This is a genomic window from Streptomyces sp. MBT53, assembly GCF_016654115.1.
In the GTDB taxonomy this organism is placed as follows: Bacteria; Actinomycetota; Actinomycetes; order Streptomycetales; family Streptomycetaceae; genus Streptomyces.
On the sequence record NZ_JAEQAZ010000029.1, the window covers coordinates 37,154 to 57,108 of the forward strand.

Here is a 19,955-nt window from a genome sequence, read left to right on the forward strand (position 1 = left end):
CCGGATGACCCTGCACGCAGACCCCCACCTCGCGCTCGTCCGACCGGTCCGGCCGCTGACCCCGGAAGGGTGCCAGGAGTGCCTGGTACTCGGATCCTCGTGGGTCCACCTCAGGCTCTGCCTGACCTGCGGCCACGTCGGCTGCTGCGATTCCTCGCCGAACCGGCACGCTCGCGGTCACGCCGCCGCCCACGGCCATCCGATCGTGGCGTCGCTGGAACCCGGCGAGGACTGGCGGTGGTGCTACGCCCACGAGGCGTTCGTGTGATGCCCGGCGACGAGACGCGGACGGGCGAAACGCGCGTGCCACAGGAGACGGAGGAGCGCGTCCCCTTCGAGACCCCCGACATCTACGGCGCCTATCCCCGCCTGCCGGACGACACGATGACCCGTCTGGCCCAGCACGGCCGCCGGCGCCCGGCCGACGCCGGTGACGTGCTGATCCGGGAGGGCGAGCGGTGCGAGACGTTCTATGTCGTCCTCAGCGGCTCGGTCGCCATCGTCGAGGGCTACGGCACGCCCGGTGAACGCCTGCTGCGTGTGCACGGCCCTGGCCGCTTCATCGGCGAACTCGGCCTCCTGACCGGGCAGGTGGCCTTCTACACCGCCGTGGTCAGGGACCCCGGCGAGATCCTCGCCCTGTCCATGGACCAGCTGCGTGACCTGGTGACCCGGGACTCCCTCCTCGGTGACGTGGTGCTGCGCGCCTGCCTGGGCCGCCGTGCCCAACTCGTCGGGCAGGGCGCCGGTTTCCGCATCATCGGCTCGCGCTATTCGCCCGACACCCGGCGGCTGCGCGAATTCGCCGCCCGCAACCGGCTGCCGCACCGCTGGATCGATCTGGAGACGGACGAGGAGGCCGAGGCGCTGCTGCGCCGCTTCGCGGTCGGTCCGGAGCAGACGCCGCTGGTGATCTGGCGGGACACGACCCTGCTGCGCAATCCGAGCAACGCCGAACTGGCCCGGTTCATCGGCCTGCCGCCCCTGCCGTCGGGCGACGGCCGCGGCGATCTCCTGATCGTCGGCTCCGGTCCGGCCGGTCTCTCCGCCGCGGTGAACGCTGCCTCGGAGGGCCTCGGCACGACCGTGGCCGAGGCGATGGCCACCGGCGGCCAGGCCGGTACGTCCTCCCGCATCGAGAACTGCTTCGGCTTCCCCTCCGGCATCTCCGGCGCCGAACTCACCGAGCGCGGGGTGCTCCAGGCGGAGAAGTTCGGTGCCCGGATCAGTGTCCCGGCGGAGGCGGCCCGGCTCGAACGGCGGGACGGCCACTACGCCGTCGGGTTCGCCGACGGCAGCGAGCTCACCGCCCGTACCGTCGTCCTGGCCACCGGCGCCCGCTACCGCCGCCTCCATGCGCCCGGCATCGAGCCGTTGGAGGGCACGAGCGTCCACTACTCGGCGACCGTCTACGAGGCCCGGCAGTGCCGTGCCGACCCGGTGGCGGTGGTCGGCGGCGGCAACTCCGCGGGCCAGGCCGTGCTCTTCCTGGCCGCGTACGCACCGCGGGTGTATCTGCTCGTCCGCGGGCCGAGCCTCGAGGCGCACATGTCCCGCTACCTGATCGATCAGATCGAACGCCACCCGCGGGTGCGCGTCCTGCTCCACACCGAGGTGACGGAAGCACTCGGTGACAAGGTGCTGGAGGCGGTCACCGTGGTCGACCACCGTACGGGCGAACACCGGCACCTCGCGGTGCTGGGCCTGTTCGTCTTCACCGGCGCGGACCCTCACACCGATTGGCTGTCCGGCGCGCTCGCCCTGGACGCACGTGGCTATGTGCTCACCGGCGCGCAGGCGCAGGCCTGCTCCGATCCCGGAGTGTGGCAGAGCCAGGGCCGCGACTGCCTGACGTTGGAGACCAGCCTGCCCGGCGTCTTCGCCGCCGGCGACGTCCGCAGCGGCTCGGTGAAGCGCGTGGCCTCCGCGGTCGGGGAAGGCGCGATGACCGTCCACTTCGTGCACCGCTACCTGGGTCTGGGCTACACGGCCGCGCCCGGGGGCACCGACAGCTCCCCGCACACTCGTCCGAAGGAGTCCGCCTGGCTCGCGTGACACCGAGCGGGCGACGCGATCACGAGGAGAAGAGGGATCCAGAGGGATCAGGAACACGAGGAGGAGAGGGATCCAGAGGGATCACGAGGAGGGTCGACGGCGCGGCAGCCTCTTGACGCGGGTCGACCAACCTGGGGTGCCGGCGCTTGCCGTTGCGGATCTGCTCCAGCAGCCGGGGCACGGTCGCCACTCACAGCAGGAGGTCGAAGACGGCCCGGGCCTCGTCCCAGTGCCGGGTCTGCGGGTTCTTCAGGTCGGGGTGGAGGATCTTGAAGCACTGAGCAAGGGCCAGGCTGAGTCCGCCGATGATGTCCGGATAGGCCGCCTCGGTCTCCTCGTCGGGCGTGCGGTCCAGAGTGGGATGGGCGGCGAGCTGTTCCAGGATCGGCTTGAGTTCTATTTCCTGGTCGATCTTCCGGAAGCGGTGAATGCTCTCCTGCAGGCCTTTCGTGATCGGTAGGTCGCATGTCTGGACGATGTCGCGCCCGTTGGCCTTGGCAGTGGCCTGGGCGACGGTCAGCAGATCGTAGAGTTTGGCGTCGACGAAGTCGCTGTGGCGCTTGAGATCGTTCTTGTCGACGTCCAGCCCTGCGGCCGCGCGGAAGAACCTCTCGAACCTGGCGATGGACATCACGGTCATGACGGCAACCTCCGGCTGTGGGCGGCTGGGTGGTTCCGGCCCCTGCGGTTCGCAGTCAGCCTGGCCGACGGGGCGCGCGGACGCATGCGCATGTCGGGCCCAATTGGCCGCTCTGTATTGCCCTGCCGGGCCCAGGCGACCGACTGCCCGGCCAGTCGGTCGGACGTGCGGATCGACAGCAGAGGAGGTGGAGCCGGATCTGCCCCGGCAGATCCTCGACCGCTGTGTCGGTGACGGTGGACGGCACGGCGGTGAGATTCCAGGTCGCGGTCTGCTCGGTGGCGCCCTCGACCCAGCGTCGCGCGGACGCACCGCTGGCGGCTCGGTGCCCTGCAGCGGGTTGAGCGGGATCAGGGCGAAGCCCTCCGGCCGGCGGCCCACGAGTTGGGCGCGGCCCCCCACTCCCGTGTCTTCGGCTACTTCACCGCGGACCCGGACGGGGCACGGCTCGCGCATCAGGATCTCCACGGCCGTCCCTTTGATCATCCAAGACGTCGATCCTGCCAAGAGGACCGTCGGTCGCGGACGGCACGGTCAAGGTCCGGGCCGGCACCGACCCCGGTCCGGACCTTGACCGGTCGAACAGCGGACCGTGGCGGAGTTCACGCCGCGTGTGCGCTGCCGACCCGCCCGCGGCTGTTGGGGGGCGCCGACGGGCGGCGACCGGCCCGAAGGGATGGGGACGGGCCGGCCGATGTCCGCGCGGCGGACTGATGAAGCGGACGCGCGGACTCCAGGAATCTAGCCCGTGGCAGCCGCCGCGCACGATCCACTGAGCGCGGCTGTTGTCCGCAGAGCGCGGGGCGATGGCGTGGGCGCGGTCACCTTGAACGCAGTGTCTGCGAGGGCAACTCGCCGAAGCGCGCCCGGTAGCGGGACGCGAAGCGGCCCAGGTGGTCGAAGCTCCAACGATGCGCGACCTCGCTCACGTTCACCTCGCCCGGTGTGCCGCGGCGCAGTTCGTCGTGGGCGCGGGTGAGGCGGACGTCGGTGAGGTAGGCCAATGGGGTCATTCCGACGTACTGCTGGAAGGCTTCTTGGAGGCGCCGCACGCTCACGTCGGCCAGCACGGCCAACTCTCCTACCGTGAACGGGTGTTGCGGCATGCTGTGGATGGCCTCGACGGCACGCTTGACGGGGCCCGGGCGCAGGGCGGAGTCCGGTCGGTCGAGTTCGTCCCGGTAGCGGTGGCCGGTGGCGAGGAGGAGCCCGGTCAGCAGGGCCTCCTGGAGCGGGCGGGCGACCATCGGCCGGGTGAGCAGGCCGCCGGCCCGAATCTCGTTGAACAGCCCGCGGATCATCCGTGCCCAGGTCAGGCCCGCGCCGTGCGCGACGTCGAGTTCGGGCGCGAGGACGACGGGGGTGCGCAGCGGCCGGCCGAGCAGGCGTTCGAGTTGGTCGTTGAGGGCCTTGGGGTCGATCTTCACGGCCAGCATGGAGCAGTCGGTGCTCACTCGGTCCAGGGCCGTGTCGCCGTGCGGCTGGAAGACGGCGGCGTTCGCGGTGGTCGCCACGGCATTGGTGTGCGTTCCTTGACGCCAGGTCAGGTGGCCGCCCAGGGGGATGTCCACGTGGTAGGAGCCGAGTTCTCCGAACCGTATGCGTACCTCCGCGCCGAAGGAGAGCCGTCCGAGAGTGAGCGGACCGAGTGCGGCGATGTCGAACCGGGCCGTGAACCGGGAGCGACCTTCGGGCACGTCGATGAAGTTGGCGTAGAAGCGTTCTTGGATGACCTGCCGGGCCTCGTCCACATCCGTCGTCCGGAACCTCAGCACATCCTGGCCCTGGGCGCGCGGGTGGTGCATGCCGCAACCTCCTGCGCCTTCGGACCGTACGAGAGATGGTGCCCTCCTATCGTCCCCCATTGCCTGCTGCCGTACCCCTGTCTTTCCATTTCACGGCGGAGCCGGCGTGCCGGCTTCGTCGGCGGTGCCCGGAGCGGACGGCGAGCACGTGGCGGAGCGACTGTCGGGGAGGTGCATTCCGGTCGGGCCGCTCTATCAGCTAACATAGAATAATTAGCTAGATGAATAGCCTAGTGTGGGCGAGGAGTGGCCGTGGACTTCGGGCTGACCGACGAGCAGGACCTGTTGCGCGCGACGGCACGGCAGTTCGTCGCCGATGTGTGCCCGGCCGAGAAGGCGAAGAGGTGGGACGAGGAGGGTGTCGTGCCGCCCGAGTTGTTCCGCGGCATGGCGGATCTGGGGTGGTTCTCCCTCCCGTTCAGTGAGGAGGAGGGTGGCGACGGCGGCGGCCCGCTCGAACTCATCCTGATCGCCGAGGAGTTGGGGCGGGCCAGTTTCGACGTCGCCATGTGCTACATCGGCGTACTCATCCCGGGGATCACCGTGTTCCGGTGGGGGAGCGAGGCGCAGCGCGATTTCATCCGCGAGCAGGTCATGACGGGCCGGCACCGGCTCGCCGTCGGCCTCAGCGAGCCGGACAGCGGATCCGACGCGGCGGCCCTGCGCACCACCGCCGAGGACCACGGCGACCAGTTCCTCGTCCGCGGGCAGAAGGCGTGGTGCACGGGCGGCGGTCTGCCCGACACGACCATCGCGACCTACGTGCGCACCGGACCCCGCGAACCCAAGCACGGCGGGATCAGCCTGCTGCTCGTCGACCCGGCGACCGACGGCGTCGAGGTGCGCCGGACGCCGACGCTGGCCCGGCACATCCTCGGCACCAACGAGGTCTTCTTCAACGACGCGCTGGTCCCGAAGGAGAACCTCGTCGGACCGCGCGACGAGGGCTGGAAGGTCATGCTCTCCAACATCGAACTGGAGAAGGTGATCATCACCGGGGGATATCTCGGCGCCGCGCAGGCCACGTTGGACGAGATGCTGGAGTACGCCCGTACGCGGCACGCCTTCGGCCGTCCGATCGGGAACTTCCAGGCCCTCGCCCACGACATGGCCGACCTGCAGACCGAGATCGACTCCGCCCGGCTGCTCGCGTACCGCGCCGCCTGGCTGCTGGCCCAGGGCAAGCCGTGCACCCGGGAGGGTTCGATGGCCAAGCTGAAGGGTTCGGAGACCTACGTGGCCGCCGCCCGGCTCGGGATGCAGGTCTGTGCCGGGCACGGTTTCTCGACCGAGAGTGTGATGAGCTTCCGCTACCGGGAGTCGATCGTGGCCACGATCTCCGGGGGAACCAGCCAGATCCAGCGCAACGGCATCGCCCGGAGCATGGGGCTGCGGTCCTACTGACCCGCGTCTTCGCCCTTGGCCTCCTGGGCGGCCAGCCACTCCTCGTGCCGCGCGAAGTGGCCCTGGTCGCGGGTCACCCAGATCCCGGAGACCCGGGCCAGCACGGCCCGGGTCGGCAGCAGCACCATCTCGCCCGCGATGTACCAGCGCCGGCCCTCCCGGCGTTCGACCCAGGCCCGGACCTCCAGTGGCCGTTCCACCGGCACCGGCTTCACGAAGCTCACGCTCAACTCCGCCGTGACGCTCAACACCCGGTGCAGCAGCGGGAGATGACCGAGACAGTCGTCCAGTACGGCCGCCGTCCAGCCGCCGTGCGCGACATTCGGGCCGCCCTCCTGGTCGCGGGGACAGGTGAGCTCGAAGACCGCCACGCCGTCCTCGTCGAGCCGTTCGCCCTGTACACCCAGACGGCAGGAGCCGGCCGCACGGCACGCGCCGCACAGCGCCACGCCGCCGGGGGTGCGGGGCGGCTCCTGGAAGTCCGCGCCGGCCCAGGGTCCTGTCGACGTCGCGGCCCCGTCGGTCGTACTCGTCACGCTGCTTCTCCTCGGATCAGACATGTGGCTCAGACATGTGGCTCAGGCATGTGGCTCAGGCATGTGGCTCTGATATTCGGCTCAGACATCGGCAAGCAGCGGGCGCAACTTACCGGCGATCAGCTGGACTTGGCGTGCCACCATCTCCTCGGGCATCCCCGCCAGCGAGGCCCACAGGAGCACCCCTTCCACGGGCAGCCCCGCCACGTACGCCCTGACGGCGTCGGCGACGTCCTGCGGGGTTCCGTACAGGAACTGGCCGACACCGGTCGCCCGCAGCCCCGTCGCCCGCCACTTCTCGGGGTCGATGGGGCGGGGGGCCGGCTGGTCGGTCCCCTCGACCATGTACCGGCGATAGCTGTCCCACTGGTACGCCAGATGCTTGCGCACCACCGGCCAGTCGCCGTCGGGGTCCTCGGTGACGAACGTGGTGAACGAACCCTGCATCCGCGCCGCCGACACGTCGTAGCCGCTCTCGGCCAGCCCGTCCCGGTACGGCGCCAGCAGGGCCGGATTGAGGGACAGCAGCCCGGTGCCCAGCCGCCCGGCCCGGCGTGCGCCCTGCGGTCCCTGGTAGCCGAGCCAGATCGGCAGCGGGTCCTGGACCGGGCCGGGGGTGACCAGGGACTCGGCCCACAGGCCGCGGATCTCCCGCACCCGCTGGTCCGTCGTGGAGTAGCGCCGGGCGAGATCGGCGCCGTAGAGCCGGTACTCGGGTACGCGGTAGCCGGTGCCGAGTCCGAGGTCCAGGCGGCCGTCGCTGATGATGTCGACGAGCGCGGCCTGTTCGGCGAGCTCGGGCGCCGCGTGCAGGGGCGCGGGGATGACGGCCGTGCCCAGCCGGATCCCGCTCGTGCGGGCGGCGACCGCGGCGGCCATGGTGAGGGGCTGTGGGAGGTATCCGTCCTCGAAACCGTGGTGTTCGGAGAACCAGACCGAGTCGAGGCCTAGCCGGTCCGCCTCCTCGCACATCTCCAGGGCGAATCCGTAGACGCGTGACCAACTCTGTTGCCAGGGCGGGGGGTTGCGCATGTCGAAGTAGATGCCGACCTTCATGAGGGGCCGCCTCTCCTGGTGTCGTCGGTGAGTTCGATCGTCGCGTGGGCGACGGCGACGCCGTCACCGGGCGGCAGCAGCCGTACCGGACGCAGTTCCATCGACTCGATCTCGGGCAGGTCCTCGACCATCGCGGAGATCCGCAGGACGGTTTCTTCGAGGGCCGTCAGGTCCACACCCGGGCCGCCCACCCGGCCGTCCAGCAGCGGGGCGGCCCGCAGCGAGCGGATCATCTCGCGGGCGTCGCAGTCGCTGAGCGGGGTGATCCGGTGGGCGACATCGGCCATGAGGTCGGCGTAGTCCCCGGTGAGACCGAACGCGATCACCGGGCCGAAGACCGGGTCCGCGCGCACGGAGAGGAACGCGTCGGGGCCTGGGGAGTCCGTGTCCCGGACCGAGATGCCGTACGCGTTCAGCAACTCGGCGGCGAGCTGCGGCGGTACGGCTCCGGGAGCGCACCCGGCGACCAGCGAGCGGGCCCGGTCCGTGTCGACCTTAGGGAGGTCCGGTACGACTCCCGCGGGGGTGCTGCGCCAGGTCTGGTACGCCGCCGCGTGGCCGAGCGAGGTCGCCGCGGACTCGGGGAACGCGTAGGTGGGTACGACGAGTTGGCCCCGGTGCAGGACATCGGCGACGCCCGCGCCGCCGAGGAAGCTCGCGACCACCGGCTTCTCGGGCGCGGACTCGGCCGCGTCGAGGATCGCCGCCGCGACCTCGTCCGGCTTGTCCGCCAGCGGGGGCATGAAGAGGACCACGGCGGCGTCGATGCCGTCGTCGGCCAGGACTGCGTCGAGTGCCTGCCGGTAGTGCGCGGCCGTGGCCATAGGGGTGAGGTCGATCGGGTTGGTGACCTCAGCGCGGGGCGAGAGCGCCGCACGGAGGGAGTGTCGTAGGCGCTCATCCAGTGTCGGCACCCGCAGGCCGCTCGCCTCGCACGCGCCGACGGTCAGCGCGGCGGGGCCGCCCGCGTTGGTGATCACGGCGACCCGGTTGCCCGGCGGGGGCGGCTGGTGCGCCAACAGGAGCGCTACGTCGAAGAGTTCCTGGAGGCTGCGGGCGCGGATGACGCCGGATTGGGCGAAGAGCGAGTCGACCGCCGTGTCCGCGTGGCCGGGGTGGACCGCGACGATCGGCTTGCGCGGCGCGACCCGGCGCGCGATGCGGGCGAACCGGCGCGGATTGCCGAAGGTCTCGACGTGCAGCAGGACCACGGAGGTCTCGGGGTCCTCCTCCCACCACTGGAGGAGGTCGTTGGTGGAGACGTCGACGGCGTGGCCCACCGACACGAACCCGGAGAAGCCGAGCCGCAGCCGCCGGGCGAAGTCGAGCACCGCGAGCCCGAGCGGCCCGGACTGGCTGGACATCGCCACCCGGCCCGGTGTCGGCAGCGCGGGCGAGAAGGTCGCGGCGAGCCGGGCCGCAGGGGTCGTGTTGACCACGCCCATGCAGTTCGGGCCCACGAGCCGCATCCCGGCGGCGCGGGCGAAACGGGCCAGCTCCAGCTCGGTCGCCCGACCTTCGACTCCCGCCTCCCCGAAGCCGGTTGAGACGACGACCACTGCTTTGACGCCGACCTCCGCGCACTCTCGTACGACGTCGGGGACCGCCTCGGCCCGTACGGCGACCAGCGCCAGGTCGGGCACCTCGGGAAGCTCTCGGACGTTCGGATACGCCCGCGCCCCCGCGACCTGCTCGGCCTGGGGGTTGACCGGGAACACGGAGCCGCGGAAACCACCCCGCAGCAGGTTGGCCACGATCTCGTGGCCGATGGTCAGCGGACTGCGGTTCGCGCCGATCACGGCGACCGAGCGGGGTTCGAGCAGGGGGCGCAGAGAGCGCCGTACGGCCGTGTGCTCGCGGCGTTCGGCCCGGGCGACGGCCTGGGCCTGCGGGTCGACGGCGATCTCGAAGTGGACGATCTGACCGGGTGGCCCGGACTCGACCCGGAAGCCGGAGCCGAGGAACACGTTGATCATGCGGGTGTTGTCGGCGAGGACGTCGGCCTCCAGGACCCGGATGCCCCGGGTGCGTGCGGCGGCGGCGATGTGCTCCAGGAGCAGCCTGCCGAACCCCTCGCTCTGGTGGTCGTCGCGGATGGTGAAGGTGACCTCGGCGTGCTCCGGTTCCGCGGGGTCGCGGACGTAGCGCACCAGGCCCGCGATCTCGTCGCCGGCCAGGGCGACGAGCGCCAGTTCGTTGAGGTAGTCCACGTGGGCGCCGCGCCGGATGACGTCGTCGCGGGCGCGGACCACCGGGCCGAGCGAGCGATAGGCCAGGGTCGCCCGGGACAGCCCGCCGACGAACGCGACCAGGCGCTCGGCGTCCTCCGGCCGGACGGGCCGCACGAAGGTCGACCGGCCGGTGCGCACGAGGCCCGGCCGCTCCAGGTCCTCGGGATACGGCGGACTGCTCATCGGGGCGTCGCCGCTCAGACCGCCGCCTCCTGGGGAGTCTGCTCGGGCAGCCGGAACAGTTCGTCGAAGGTGCCGCGGGTGACGCGCTCGCGGATGTCGGCGGGCACGCCGTCGAACAGCTCGTGCAGGGTGGACTGGGTGTGGCCGTAGGTGCCTTCCAGGTGGGGGTAGTCGTCGCCCCACATCACGTTGCGGTAGCCCGTCGACTCGACGATCTCCACCGAGCTCTTGTCGTGCTGGAAGGAGGCGTACACCTGCTGCCTGATGATCTCGCTGGGCAGCCGGCTGAGCTTCGGCCGGACGAACATGCCGTGCTGCCGGTAGGCCTCGTCCATCCGGTCGCCGATGGCCGGCACCCAGCCCGCGCCGCCCTCCGCGATCAGGATCTTCAGGTCGGGGTGCCGGTCCAGGGCGCCGCCCGCGACCATGTGGGCCACGACCCGCATGCCCGGGTAGGTCGTCTCCATGTAGTTGACGACGGCGCCCCCGGGACCGCGGAAGACGACGTTCTCGCCGCCGGTGCCGATGTGGAAGCCCAGTACCAGTCCGGCCCGCTCGGCCGCCGTCCACAGCGGTTCCCAGCGGTCGAGGGCGTACTCCTCGCCGGGCCGTGTCTGGCACGGCAGGAACACCGACTGGAAGCCCATCTCCGCCACCCGCTCGACCTCGGCGACCGCGTCCTCGACGTCGGCGGTCGACACACAGGCAGGAGTGATGATGCGCTTCTGCTTCCCCAGGACCTCGGAGTGAGCCCAGTCGTTCCAGGCGCGTACGGTCTCCCGGGCAAGCTCCCGCTCGGTGATCGACACCAGCCAGAACCCCATGGAGGGGAAGGCCAGTTGGCCCCAGACGCCTTCCTGGTCCAGGTCCTTCAGCCGTACGTCGAGGTCCCGGGCGCCCGGCGGCCGCATGGCGTCCATGAAGTCGTTGAGCTGGCGGTCGATGCGTTCGCCGTCGATGTACAGCACCTCGTACTTGTCACCGCGCTCACTGCGCGGCGCCCGGTCGGCGAGGCGCGGCGGCAGCGCCTGTGTCCACAGGTCGTCGGGCTCCATCACATGGGAGTCCCCGGAGTTGACCCAGATCTTCGTCATGGCGCTCCTTCGGGTCAATAGATGTAATCAGTTAGCGATTTTAATCGTATCTGCCGCCGAGTGGAAGGCCGGGAGGCGCAGGAGATCAGCTCCGCCGCCGCTCGATCTCCTCCACCAGCTGCGGGAGCACCTGGAAGAGATCCCCTACGACGCCGTAGTCGGCGAGTTCGAAGATCGGGGCGTCCGGGTCCTTGTTCACGGCGACGATTGTCTTGGAGGTCTGCATGCCCGCGCGGTGCTGGATCGCGCCGGAGATGCCGGCGGCGAGGTAGAGCTGCGGGGAGACCTGTGTGCCGGTCTGGCCGACCTGGTGGCTGTGCGGGTACCAGCCCGCGTCGACGGCGGCCCGGGACGCTCCGACGGCCGCGCCCAGCGTGTCGGCGACGCGCTCGATGACTGCGAAGTTCTCGGCGCCGTTCACGCCCCGGCCGCCGGAGACGACGATGTCCGCCTCGCTCAGTTCGGGGCGGTCGCCGCGCTCGCGGGGTGTGCGGGACAGGATCTGCGCGGCGGCGGAGGCGGGGCCGAAGGCGATGTCTCGCTTCTCCAACTCTGGTGTGACGGGCTCCGGTTCGGGCGCGGTGGCGTTCGGCTTCACCGTGATCACCGGCGCGCCCCGGGTGACGTGCGCCGTCACCTGGTACGTCGCCGCGAACGCGGACTGCTCCGTGACGGGACGCCCGTCCGCGCCTGCCGTGATGTCGACGGCGTCCGTGATCAGCCCTGATCCGAGCCGGAGCGCGACCCGGGCGGCGGTCTCCTTTCCGTCCGGGCCCGACGGCAGCAGGATCGCCGCCGGGTCGGTGCTCTCGGCGATCTGGGTGAGGGCGTCGACGGCTGGAGTGACGAGGAGTTCCGCGACCTCGGGTGCGTCGACGACGTACACCTTGTGCGCGCCGTACCGGCCGAGGATCTCGGTCGCGGCGTCCGCGCCGGCGCCGAGGAAGACCGCCGAGGGTTCGCCCAACCGGCGTGCCAGGGTGAGGAGTTCGAGGGTCGGCTTGCGGACGACACCGTCCAGGTGATCGACGAGTACGAGGATCTCGGCCACGGTGAGGGGCTCCTTGGGTCGGTCGGCCGAACAGGCCAGTCGGGCGGACGTGTTGGTCAGGCGAACTTCTTGGCGGTGAGGAACGCGGCCAGCCCGATGCCGCCCGTCCCCTCGTCGGAGACGAGTTCTCCCTTGGTGCGCGGCGGACGTCTGGTCGCGGTGTCGACCGCCGACCACGCGGCCGTACGGCCGACCTGCCCGGCGTCGATTCCGAGGTCGGCGAGGCCGAGGGTCTCCAGGGGCTTCTTCTTCGCGGCCATGATCCCCTTGAAGGAGGGGTAGCGGGCGTCGCCGGAGCGGTCGGTCACCGACACGACGGCAGGCAGATCGCTCCGGACCCGCACGGTCGCGGTGTCGCCCTCGCGCCGGCCGGTCACCGTGCCGTCCTCGATGGTCAGTTCCTCGATGTGGGTGACCGCCGGGACGCCGAGCCGCTCCGCGAGCAGCGCCGGTACGACGCCCGCGCCGCCGTCCGTCGAGGCCATCCCGCACAGCACGAGATCGAAGCCGTGCCGTCTGATCGCCCCGGCCAGCACGAGCGAGGTGGCGAACACGTCGCTGCCCTCGATGTCCTCGTCGGCCACGTGGAGCGCCGAGTCCCCGCCCATGGCGAGTGCCTTGCGCAGGGCGTCCTCCGCGTCGTCCGGACCGATGGTGAGGTAGCAGATCTCGACGTCGGGGCCCGACTCCGCGATTCGCAGGGCCTGCTCGACCGCGTACTCGTCGAGTTCGGACAGCAGCGAGTCGACCGACGCGCGGTCGGTGGTGCCGTCCTCGGTGAAGGTGCGGTCCGCCGTGGCGTCGGGCACGTGCTTCACGCAGACAACGATCTTCACATCGCCCTCCCGGGGCTCTAATGAGTACTAATAGTTAACTATATGGATCGAGTGAGCGCGAGAGTTCCCCGAGATTCAGTCCAATTAGTTGACTGATTGCGCTGATAGCTGGAAGATCTGGGCAGCTGAGCCGCGAGGAGGCGTCATGGCCGGGGACAGGGACACCGCTGACAGGTACTTCGAGCCACAGGTGGAGACCATGGCCCGGGACCAGCTGCGGGCACGGCAGGAAGAACGGGTGGTGGAACTCGTCGAGTACGCCTACACCAACTCCGCCTTCTACCGCGCACTTTGGGACGAACACGGGGTGCACCCGCGCGACGTCCGCACCCTCGACGACTTCCGGGCACGCATCCCCTTCATCACCAAGGACATGGTGCGCGCCCACCGGGCCCGCACCGGCGACCCCTTCGGCGGGCTGCTCTGCGTCCCGACCGAGGAACTGACCTCGGTCTCCTCCAGCTCGGGCACCACCGGTGACCCGGAGTTCTTCGCCGAGATCTGGGAGGACGCCCCGCCCCTGGTCACCGCACAGGTGCGTGACCTGTGGGAACTCGGCCTCAGGCCCGGGGACCGGGTGCTGAGCCCGCCCGGCACCTTCCGCAACCTGATGGACCCCGGCTACCAGGCGCTCGGCGCTGTCGTCATCGAGGTGGACACCTGGCTCGGGAAGATGGACGAGGTCGTCGAGGCCCTGCGCACCTACCGCCCGGCCTACCTCCAGATGATGTATCCGCAGATGGTGGAGCTGGAGCACCTGGCCGGCCGGACGGACCTCAAGGAGGCGTTCTCCTCCCTGAAGGGCGCCTCCTGCGCTGGCCAGCCCCTCAGCCGGAAGATGCGCGAGCGGATCCGCGAGGACTGGGGCATCGACGTCTACGAGTACACCAGCGCCGCCGACACCGGCACCGCCTGGGAGTGCCGCGAACACGACGGCTTCCACCTCTGGGAGGACACCGTCTTCGCGGAGTGCGTCGAGGTCGACGAGCACGGCTGGCGCGACGCGGCCGAGGGTGACCTCGGCGAGCTGGTCGCCACCGACCTCGACAACCGGGCCGCGCCGCTCATCCGTTACCGCAGCGAGGACCTCGTCCGCCTCTCCCGGGACCGCTGCGGCTGCGGGCGCACCCACGCCCGGATGTGGGTGGCCGGCAGGCGCGGCGACGAGACCTTGGTCCAGGGGCGTTCCGTGGTCCTGCGCGACATCTGGCAGGCCGTCGAGGACCAGCCCGAGACCGTAGCCGGCGTCTTCCAGATCGTCCGGAGCGGACGCGAGGTCGACGAACTGCGCCTGCGCGTCGGCTACGACCCCCGTCTCACCGGCGACGTCGACGCCCTGGCCGGACGCCTGGGCGAAGCCGTGCGGGAGCGGACCGGCGTCAAGCCGGTGCTCGACATGCGCACCGAGGAGGACCTGTTGAAGACCATGACCAGCGTCGCCAAGTTCCCCCGGGTGGTGAAGAGCTGATGGCCCGCGCCGACACCCTCGCCCGGGCCCGTACCCTCACCCGGCCCGAACTCGCCTACCTCGTACGCTTCCCCACCCCCGACGGCATCCGGGACATGGAACTCACCTGGGCCGAACTCGCCCGCGACACCGACTGGGTGACCGCCAGGTTCCGGGACCACGGACTGGCCGCCGGACAGCGGGCGTTGCTGACCACCTCCGGCTTCGAGGGCTTCTGGGGCCACGCGGTGATCGGCGCCCTGCGCGCGCTGAAGGTGCCGTACGGCATCGCCGAGGCGATGGGCTGGGACCACCGCAGGACCGCGGTCTTCCACCGCGAACTCGACCCGCACGCGGTCATCGGCCTGTCGGCCGAGACCCTTGAGGGGCTGGCCGGTGCGACCGACGTCGGTTCGATGTTCCGGACGACGCCGGTCGTACTGGCCCGGCCCGCCGCCGTACCAATGCTGCGCGGGGTGGGTGTGTCAGCAGCAGTGATCGCGACCGTGGGACCGGCCCTCGCCCTGGAGTGCCCCGAACGCGGCGGCGCGCACGTCAACGCGGCCGAATGGCGGGTCGACGCGCGGGACGGACAGCTGTCCGTGGCGGCGGGGGAGGAGCGCACCTCGGAGCTTCCCGAGACCCAGCTCGGTATCGCCGGACGCGTTCTCACCGGCCGCTGCGCCTGCGGCAGCGAGGACCCACGGGTCCTCTTCGCCGAGGCCAACCAGTCACCGTCATCGAGGAGTTGAGGATGTCCGAAGGAGTGGTCGACGGCCGGGTCGTGGTCGTCACGGGCGCCGGCAACGGGATCGGCCGGGCACACGCCCTGGCGTTCGCCGCACACGGCGCGAGGGTCGTGGTCAACGACCTGGGAGGCGCGCGCGACGGCGGAGGCGCCTCGGCCGGGCCCGCCCAGACCGTGGTCGACGAGATCGTCGCGGCCGGCGGCGAGGCGGTGGCCAACACGGACGACATCTCCACCTGGGACGGTGCCGGCCGGCTCGTCCGACAGGCCGTCGACACCTACGGCGGCCTGGATGTCCTGGTCAACAACGCCGGCATCCTGCGGGACCGGATGATCGTGTCGATGACCGAGCGGGACTGGGACAGCGTGATCGCCGTCCACCTCAAGGGCAGCTTCGCCACCCTGCACCACGCCGCCGCGTACTGGCGCGAGCGCGCCAAGTCCGGCCACGACAACGACGCCCGGGTCATCAACACGACCTCCCCGTCCGGCATCTTCGGCAACCCCGGCCAGGCGAACTACGGCTCGGCCAAGGCCGGTGTCGCCAGCCTCACCGTCATCGCCGCGGCCGAACTCGCCCGCTACGGCGTGACGGTGAACGCCATCGCGCCCACCGCGCTCACCCGGCTCACCGAGGACATCGAGATGATGAGACAGGCCGCCGAGGCCCAGGACCTCACCCCCGAAGCCATCTCCCCGCTCGTCGTCTGGCTCGGCTCGGCCGCCTCCCGTGAGGTCACCGGCCGGGTCTTCGGCGTCGTCGGCAACCGCATCACGGTCCTGGAGGGCTGGGTCAACGGCCCCGGCGCGAGCGCGGAGTCGCGCTGGACACCGGAGGAACTGACTTCGGTCGTCCCGAACCTGGTGGCCAAGGCGGCTCCGAACGCCGACGCCCTGGGCAACCGGAACGGGGCATGAAGACATGACGACCACTCAAATACCCGTTGCCGAAGGCCTGTTCACCTGGCCACCGGACGACAGCACGCCCCTGCGGCTCATCGGCTCCGAGTGCACGGCCTGTGGACTGGTGAGCTTCCCCGCCGCCTCGGACTGCGTCCGGTGCGCGAGCACGGAGTCCAAGGAACGCCTACTGGCGGACCGCGGGACGCTCTGGACGTACACCACCCAGGACTTCCGTCCGCCGTCGCCGCCGTACGACGGCCCCGAGGCCTTCGAGCCGTACGCGGTCGGGTACATCGAACTCCCCGGCGAACTGCTGGTCGAGGCCCGACTCACCGAACCGGACCCGAAGAAGCTGCGGCTCGGGCAGGAGATGCGGCTGACGCTCGTGCCCTACACCGTCCGGGACGACGGCACCGAGATCGTGACGTTCGCGTTCGCCCCGGCCGAGGAGGAGACACCGTGACGGAGGCCGTCATCATCGGCGTGGGGCTGCACCCCTTCGGCCGGTTTCCCGGGAAGCCCGCACTGGACATGGGCGCGGACGCGGTACGCCTCGCGCTCGCCGACGCGGGCGTCAACTGGCCGCAGATCCAGGGCGGTTACATCGGCAGCTACGAGGTCGCCAACCCGGACGCGATCGTCGCCCGGCTCGGCCTGACCGGCGTACCCCTGCGCGGAGTGTTCAACGGCTGTGCCACGGCCGGTACCGCGGTGGCACTGGCCGCCCGCGCCATCGAGACCGGCGAGCACGACCTGACCATCGCGATCGGCCTGGACAAGCACCCGCGCGGCGCCTTCGCCGCCGACCCGTCCGTGGCCGGCATCCCCTCCTGGTACGGGCAGACCGGCCTCTTCCTCACCACGCACTTCTTCGGCATGAAGATCAACCGCTATATGCACGACCACGGCATCTCCCACGAGACGCTCGCGCGCGTGGCGGCCAAGAACTTCGGCAACGCGGCCCGGAACGAGAAGGCCTGGCGCCGAACTCCGCTGTCCGTGGAGGAGATCCTCGCCTCCCCAGTCCTCAACTACCCCCTCCGCCAGTTCATGTACTGCGGCCCGGACGAAGGCGCGGCGGCCCTCGTGCTGTGCCGGGCCGACCAGGCCCACAAGTACACCGGGAAGCCCGTGCGGATCCGGTCAACAGCCCTGCGCAGCCGCCGGCTCGGCGCCTTCGAGGTACAGAGCCCGTCCTTCCCTGTGGGGGAGGTCGTGGCCAGCCCGACGGTGGACGCCTCGCGGGAGGCCTACGAACGCGCGGGAATCGGCCCCGAGGACGTCGACGTCGCCCAACTCCAGGACACCGACGCCGGATCGGAGGTCATCCACATGGCCGAGAACGGCCTCTGCAAGGACGGCGAGCAGGAACGCCTCATCGCCGAGGGCGCCACCGAGATCGGCGGCAGACTCCCGGTCAACACCGACGGCGGACTTCTCGGCAACGGCGAACCGATCGGAGCGTCGGGACTGCGCCAGATCCACGAGATCGTCCTCCAACTGCGCGGTGCGGCGGGAGACCGACAGATCCCCGGCACTCCCCGCGTCGGCTACACCCACCTGTACGGCGCGCCGGGCGTCTCGGCGGTCACCATCCTGAGCACCTGAGGGCAGAGCGGACATGGCAGACGACATGCAGGACTTCGCAGCCGAGGCACGCGCCTTCCTCGACACTCACGCGCCGAAGGCCCCCGACCGCACCGCCCCCGTCTGGGGCGAGGGCGACGACTCGATGGCGTACTTCAGCAGCCTCCCGCCCGAGGCCGAACGGGAGCACGTCCAGCGGGCCCGCGACTGGCAGCGCGTCCGGCACGAGAACGGCTTCGGCTGGATCACCGGCCCGGTCGAGTACGGCGGCCGGGGCCTGACCCCCGTCCACGACCTGCTCTACGACGCAGTCGAGTCCGAGTACGACGTCGCCGACACCGGAGTCCTCAGCGTGATCGGCCTCGGCATGATCGGTCCGACGATCCTCGCCCACGCCCAACCGCACATCAAGGAACGCTGGTTGCCCGCGATGTACCGCGGGGACGCCGTCGCCTGCCAGTTGTTCAGCGAACCCGGCGCCGGATCCGACCTCGCGAGCGTGGCCACCAAGGCGGTGCGTGAGGGCGACCAATGGGTGTTGAACGGCCAGAAGGTGTGGACCTCGGTCGCCCAGCACAGCCAGATCGGCCTCGCGCTCGCCCGCACGAACCCGGACGCGCCCAAGCACCGGGGGATCACAGCCTTCCTCGTCCCCATGGACGCCCCCGGCGTCGAGGTCAGACCGCTGCGCCAGATGACCGGCGGCGCGGACTTCAACGAGGTCTTCCTCACCGACGTCCGCATCCCCGACGACCACCGGCTCGGCGAGGTCGACGGCGGCTGGAGCGTTGCCCTGACCACCCTCATGAACGAGCGAGCGACCGTCGGCAGTGAGGGCGTGGGCCCGGTCGCCGCCGCGCTGTCTTCCGACCATCTCTCGGCCCTGATGCGCGCCACCTGGACCTGGGACGACCGCGCCCTGCGCGCCCGACTGGCGGAACTCCTCGTGGATGTCATGGCGACCGGGCATCTCAACTCCCGTGCCCTGCGCGGTCTGCGGGGCGGGGGCACACCGGGTCCCGAGAGGTCCGTCTCGAAGCTGATGTACGCCCAGAACCTCACCCGCGCCGCCCACTTCGTCTCCGACGCGCTCGGACCCCGGATCATCGCCGACACCGGGCAGTGGGGAACGTACGCCTGGTCCGAACTCCTCCTCGCCACCCCGGCGTTGCGCATCCTCGGTGGCACTGAGGAGATCATGAAGAACATCCTCGCGGAACGTGTCCTCGGACTGCCCAAGGAGGTGCGGTCATGACCGCCGACGAGAGCGAACTGCGCGAACTGCGCTCCTCCGTAAGGGAGTTCCTCGAAGCCAAGTCACCCGAGGAAGCCGTGCGCAAGCTAATGGAGAGCGAGCCGCGCTACGACCCGGCGGTGTGGGCGCAGGCTGCCGACCAACTGCGGCTGCCGGGGCTGGTGATCCCGGAGGAGTACGGCGGTGACGGCTTCGGCCTCGTCGAACTCGGCGTCGTACTCGAAGAGATGGGCCGTGCCCTGCTGTGCGCCCCCTTCTTTGCGACGGTCGTGCTCGCGACCCAGGCACTGCTCGCCTCCGGCGACCGGGAGGCCTGCGCACGTCACCTTCCCGGCATCGCGGACGGCGGGACGACGGCCGCACTCGCGGTGGCCGAGGACAGCGGGTCCTGGGACCCTGCCCTGATCTCTGCGCGCGCTGTGCCCGACGGGGACGGCGGCTGGAAACTGACCGGCCGCAAGTCCTTCGTCATCGACGGCACCACCGCCGATCTGGTCCTGGTCGTCGCCCGCACCGTCGCCGGTCCCTCGCTCTTCGCGGTGGAGAGGGAAGCCCCGGGACTGGCAGCCGTACCGATGGAGACCCTGGACGCCACCCGGGCGATGGCCCGGCTGACGTTCGACGCGGTGCCCGCGACACTCGTCGGCGCGGACGGGGCGGCCGGGCGCACGATGGCCAAGGTGCTGGACGTCGCATCGGTCGGGCTCGCCGCCGAGCAGTCGGGCGGAGCGCGCAGGTGTCTGGAGGCGAGCGCCGAATACGCCCGCACACGGCACCAGTTCGGCCGGCCGATCGGCTCCTTCCAGGCGGTCAAGCACAAGTGCGCGGACATGCTCGTGCAGGTGGAGCTGGCCGAGGCCGCCTCCCGGGAGGCGGCGCGACTGGCCGACGAGGGCTCCGCGGAGTTCCCCGTCGCCGCTGCTGTGGCGCACGCGTGCTGCTCACGGGCGTACATGTTCGCGGCCATGGAGAACATCCAGGTCCACGGCGGTATCGGGTTCACCTGGGAGCACCCGGCGCATCTGTACTTCCGGCGTGCGAAGTCCTCGCAGCTGCTGTTCGGCGGGCCCGCCGTGTACCACGAGCGGCTGCTGGACCGGCTCGGGATCTGAGCCTGGGTATGC

18 protein-coding genes are annotated in these 19,955 nt (G+C 70.8%); 10 read left to right on the plus strand and 8 right to left on the minus strand.

Going from position 1 to position 19,955, the window contains the following annotated elements:
* Positions 1-4 precede the first annotated feature (4 nt).
* Together JHN45_RS13430 and JHN45_RS13435 are read left to right on the plus strand one after the other, a co-directional pair.
* On the plus strand, positions 5-268 hold the full coding sequence (locus tag JHN45_RS13430; RefSeq protein WP_200709521.1) for a UBP-type zinc finger domain-containing protein: 264 nt from the start codon (positions 5-7) through the stop codon (positions 266-268).
* On the plus strand, positions 268-2,055 hold the full coding sequence (locus JHN45_RS13435; protein WP_200709520.1) for an FAD-dependent oxidoreductase: 1,788 nt from the start codon (positions 268-270) through the stop codon (positions 2,053-2,055). Before JHN45_RS13430 ends, JHN45_RS13435 begins: the two co-directional genes overlap by 1 nt.
* Positions 2,056-2,245: 190 nt before the next feature.
* Here JHN45_RS13435 and JHN45_RS13440 read toward each other — a convergent pair whose 3' ends face one another.
* Both JHN45_RS13440 and JHN45_RS13445 read right to left on the minus strand, forming a co-directional pair.
* Positions 2,246-2,695 (minus strand): DUF1931 family protein, encoded by a 450-nt coding sequence (locus JHN45_RS13440; RefSeq protein ID WP_200709519.1) that lies wholly within the window; start codon positions 2,693-2,695, stop codon positions 2,246-2,248.
* A gap of 821 nt (positions 2,696-3,516) precedes the next feature.
* A complete protein-coding gene (locus tag JHN45_RS13445; protein WP_200709518.1) occupies positions 3,517-4,500 on the minus strand; it encodes an AraC family transcriptional regulator in 984 nt (327 codons plus the stop codon).
* A gap of 252 nt (positions 4,501-4,752) precedes the next feature.
* Between JHN45_RS13445 and JHN45_RS13450 the strand changes: the two genes are divergently transcribed.
* Positions 4,753-5,904, plus strand: a complete 1,152-nt coding sequence (locus tag JHN45_RS13450; RefSeq protein ID WP_200709517.1) for an acyl-CoA dehydrogenase family protein — start codon at positions 4,753-4,755, stop codon at positions 5,902-5,904.
* On the opposite strand, the gene JHN45_RS13455 is transcribed toward JHN45_RS13450, so the two are convergent.
* The 6 genes from JHN45_RS13455 to JHN45_RS13480 form a co-directional block, all read right to left on the minus strand.
* Positions 5,898-6,440, minus strand: coding sequence for a PaaI family thioesterase (locus JHN45_RS13455; protein ID WP_307783103.1), 543 nt, complete (start codon positions 6,438-6,440; stop codon positions 5,898-5,900). The genes JHN45_RS13450 and JHN45_RS13455 overlap by 7 nt on opposite strands.
* Positions 6,441-6,521: 81 nt before the next feature.
* Complete coding sequence (locus JHN45_RS13460; protein ID WP_200709516.1) at positions 6,522-7,496, minus strand: LLM class flavin-dependent oxidoreductase; 975 nt, start codon at positions 7,494-7,496, stop codon at positions 6,522-6,524.
* Positions 7,493-9,910 (minus strand): GNAT family N-acetyltransferase, encoded by a 2,418-nt coding sequence (locus JHN45_RS13465; protein ID WP_201049163.1) that lies wholly within the window; start codon positions 9,908-9,910, stop codon positions 7,493-7,495. The genes JHN45_RS13460 and JHN45_RS13465 overlap by 4 nt, the downstream gene beginning before the upstream one ends.
* 14 nt (positions 9,911-9,924) lie before the next feature.
* Positions 9,925-11,004 carry an amidohydrolase family protein gene (locus JHN45_RS13470; RefSeq protein ID WP_200709514.1) on the minus strand — a complete coding sequence of 360 codons (1,080 nt, stop codon included), beginning with the start codon at positions 11,002-11,004 and terminating at the stop codon, positions 9,925-9,927.
* An 85-nt stretch (positions 11,005-11,089) separates the two neighbouring features.
* Positions 11,090-12,055 carry an electron transfer flavoprotein subunit alpha/FixB family protein gene (locus JHN45_RS13475; protein ID WP_200709513.1) on the minus strand — a complete coding sequence of 322 codons (966 nt, stop codon included), beginning with the start codon at positions 12,053-12,055 and terminating at the stop codon, positions 11,090-11,092.
* 56 nt (positions 12,056-12,111) lie between these two features.
* On the minus strand, positions 12,112-12,873 hold the full coding sequence (locus JHN45_RS13480) for an electron transfer flavoprotein subunit beta/FixA family protein (protein WP_201049164.1): 762 nt from the start codon (positions 12,871-12,873) through the stop codon (positions 12,112-12,114).
* A 163-nt stretch (positions 12,874-13,036) separates the two neighbouring features.
* Between JHN45_RS13480 and JHN45_RS13485 the strand changes: the two genes are divergently transcribed.
* Genes JHN45_RS13485 through JHN45_RS13515 form a run of 7 tightly spaced genes read left to right on the plus strand, consistent with a single transcriptional unit; the run spans position 13,037 to position 19,943 of the window.
* A complete protein-coding gene (locus JHN45_RS13485) occupies positions 13,037-14,359 on the plus strand; it encodes a phenylacetate--CoA ligase family protein (RefSeq protein ID WP_200709511.1) in 1,323 nt (440 codons plus the stop codon).
* On the plus strand, positions 14,359-15,090 hold the full coding sequence (locus JHN45_RS13490; RefSeq protein WP_200709510.1) for a hypothetical protein: 732 nt from the start codon (positions 14,359-14,361) through the stop codon (positions 15,088-15,090). Before JHN45_RS13485 ends, JHN45_RS13490 begins: the two co-directional genes overlap by 1 nt.
* Positions 15,091-15,092: 2 nt before the next feature.
* A complete protein-coding gene (locus JHN45_RS13495) occupies positions 15,093-16,004 on the plus strand; it encodes an SDR family oxidoreductase (protein WP_200709509.1) in 912 nt (303 codons plus the stop codon).
* Positions 16,005-16,008: 4 nt separating this feature from the next.
* On the plus strand, positions 16,009-16,452 hold the full coding sequence (locus JHN45_RS13500; RefSeq protein WP_200709508.1) for a Zn-ribbon domain-containing OB-fold protein: 444 nt from the start codon (positions 16,009-16,011) through the stop codon (positions 16,450-16,452).
* The gene (locus JHN45_RS54370; RefSeq protein ID WP_200709507.1) at positions 16,449-17,597 is read left to right on the plus strand and encodes a thiolase family protein; all 1,149 of its coding nucleotides are present in this window, start codon (positions 16,449-16,451) and stop codon (positions 17,595-17,597) included. Before JHN45_RS13500 ends, JHN45_RS54370 begins: the two co-directional genes overlap by 4 nt.
* Positions 17,598-17,610: 13 nt before the next feature.
* Positions 17,611-18,831, plus strand: coding sequence for an acyl-CoA dehydrogenase family protein (locus JHN45_RS13510; protein WP_200709506.1), 1,221 nt, complete (start codon positions 17,611-17,613; stop codon positions 18,829-18,831).
* Positions 18,828-19,943, plus strand: coding sequence for an acyl-CoA dehydrogenase family protein (locus tag JHN45_RS13515; RefSeq protein WP_200709505.1), 1,116 nt, complete (start codon positions 18,828-18,830; stop codon positions 19,941-19,943). The genes JHN45_RS13510 and JHN45_RS13515 overlap by 4 nt, the downstream gene beginning before the upstream one ends.
* Positions 19,944-19,955: the final 12 nt, after the last annotated feature.

Excerpts from the sequence above, each read along its gene's own strand:
- JHN45_RS13435 (WP_200709520.1), top strand. The coding sequence starts at position 268 with ATGCCCGGCGACGAGACGCGGACGGGCGAAACGCGCGTGCCACAGGAG.
- JHN45_RS13465 (WP_201049163.1), bottom strand. The coding sequence starts at position 9,910 with ATGAGCAGTCCGCCGTATCCCGAGGACCTGGAGCGGCCGGGCCTCGTG.
- JHN45_RS13500 (WP_200709508.1), top strand. The coding sequence starts at position 16,009 with ATGACGACCACTCAAATACCCGTTGCCGAAGGCCTGTTCACCTGGCCA.
- JHN45_RS13515 (WP_200709505.1), top strand. The coding sequence starts at position 18,828 with ATGACCGCCGACGAGAGCGAACTGCGCGAACTGCGCTCCTCCGTAAGG.
- JHN45_RS13445 (WP_200709518.1), bottom strand. The coding sequence starts at position 4,500 with ATGCACCACCCGCGCGCCCAGGGCCAGGATGTGCTGAGGTTCCGGACG.
- JHN45_RS13495 (WP_200709509.1), top strand. The coding sequence starts at position 15,093 with ATGTCCGAAGGAGTGGTCGACGGCCGGGTCGTGGTCGTCACGGGCGCC.
- JHN45_RS13470 (WP_200709514.1), bottom strand. The coding sequence starts at position 11,004 with ATGACGAAGATCTGGGTCAACTCCGGGGACTCCCATGTGATGGAGCCC.
- JHN45_RS13490 (WP_200709510.1), top strand. The coding sequence starts at position 14,359 with ATGGCCCGCGCCGACACCCTCGCCCGGGCCCGTACCCTCACCCGGCCC.
- JHN45_RS13440 (WP_200709519.1), bottom strand. The coding sequence starts at position 2,695 with ATGACCGTGATGTCCATCGCCAGGTTCGAGAGGTTCTTCCGCGCGGCC.
- JHN45_RS13485 (WP_200709511.1), top strand. The coding sequence starts at position 13,037 with ATGGCCGGGGACAGGGACACCGCTGACAGGTACTTCGAGCCACAGGTG.
- JHN45_RS13430 (WP_200709521.1), top strand. The coding sequence starts at position 5 with ATGACCCTGCACGCAGACCCCCACCTCGCGCTCGTCCGACCGGTCCGG.
- JHN45_RS13510 (WP_200709506.1), top strand. The coding sequence starts at position 17,611 with ATGGCAGACGACATGCAGGACTTCGCAGCCGAGGCACGCGCCTTCCTC.
- JHN45_RS13460 (WP_200709516.1), bottom strand. The coding sequence starts at position 7,496 with ATGAAGGTCGGCATCTACTTCGACATGCGCAACCCCCCGCCCTGGCAA.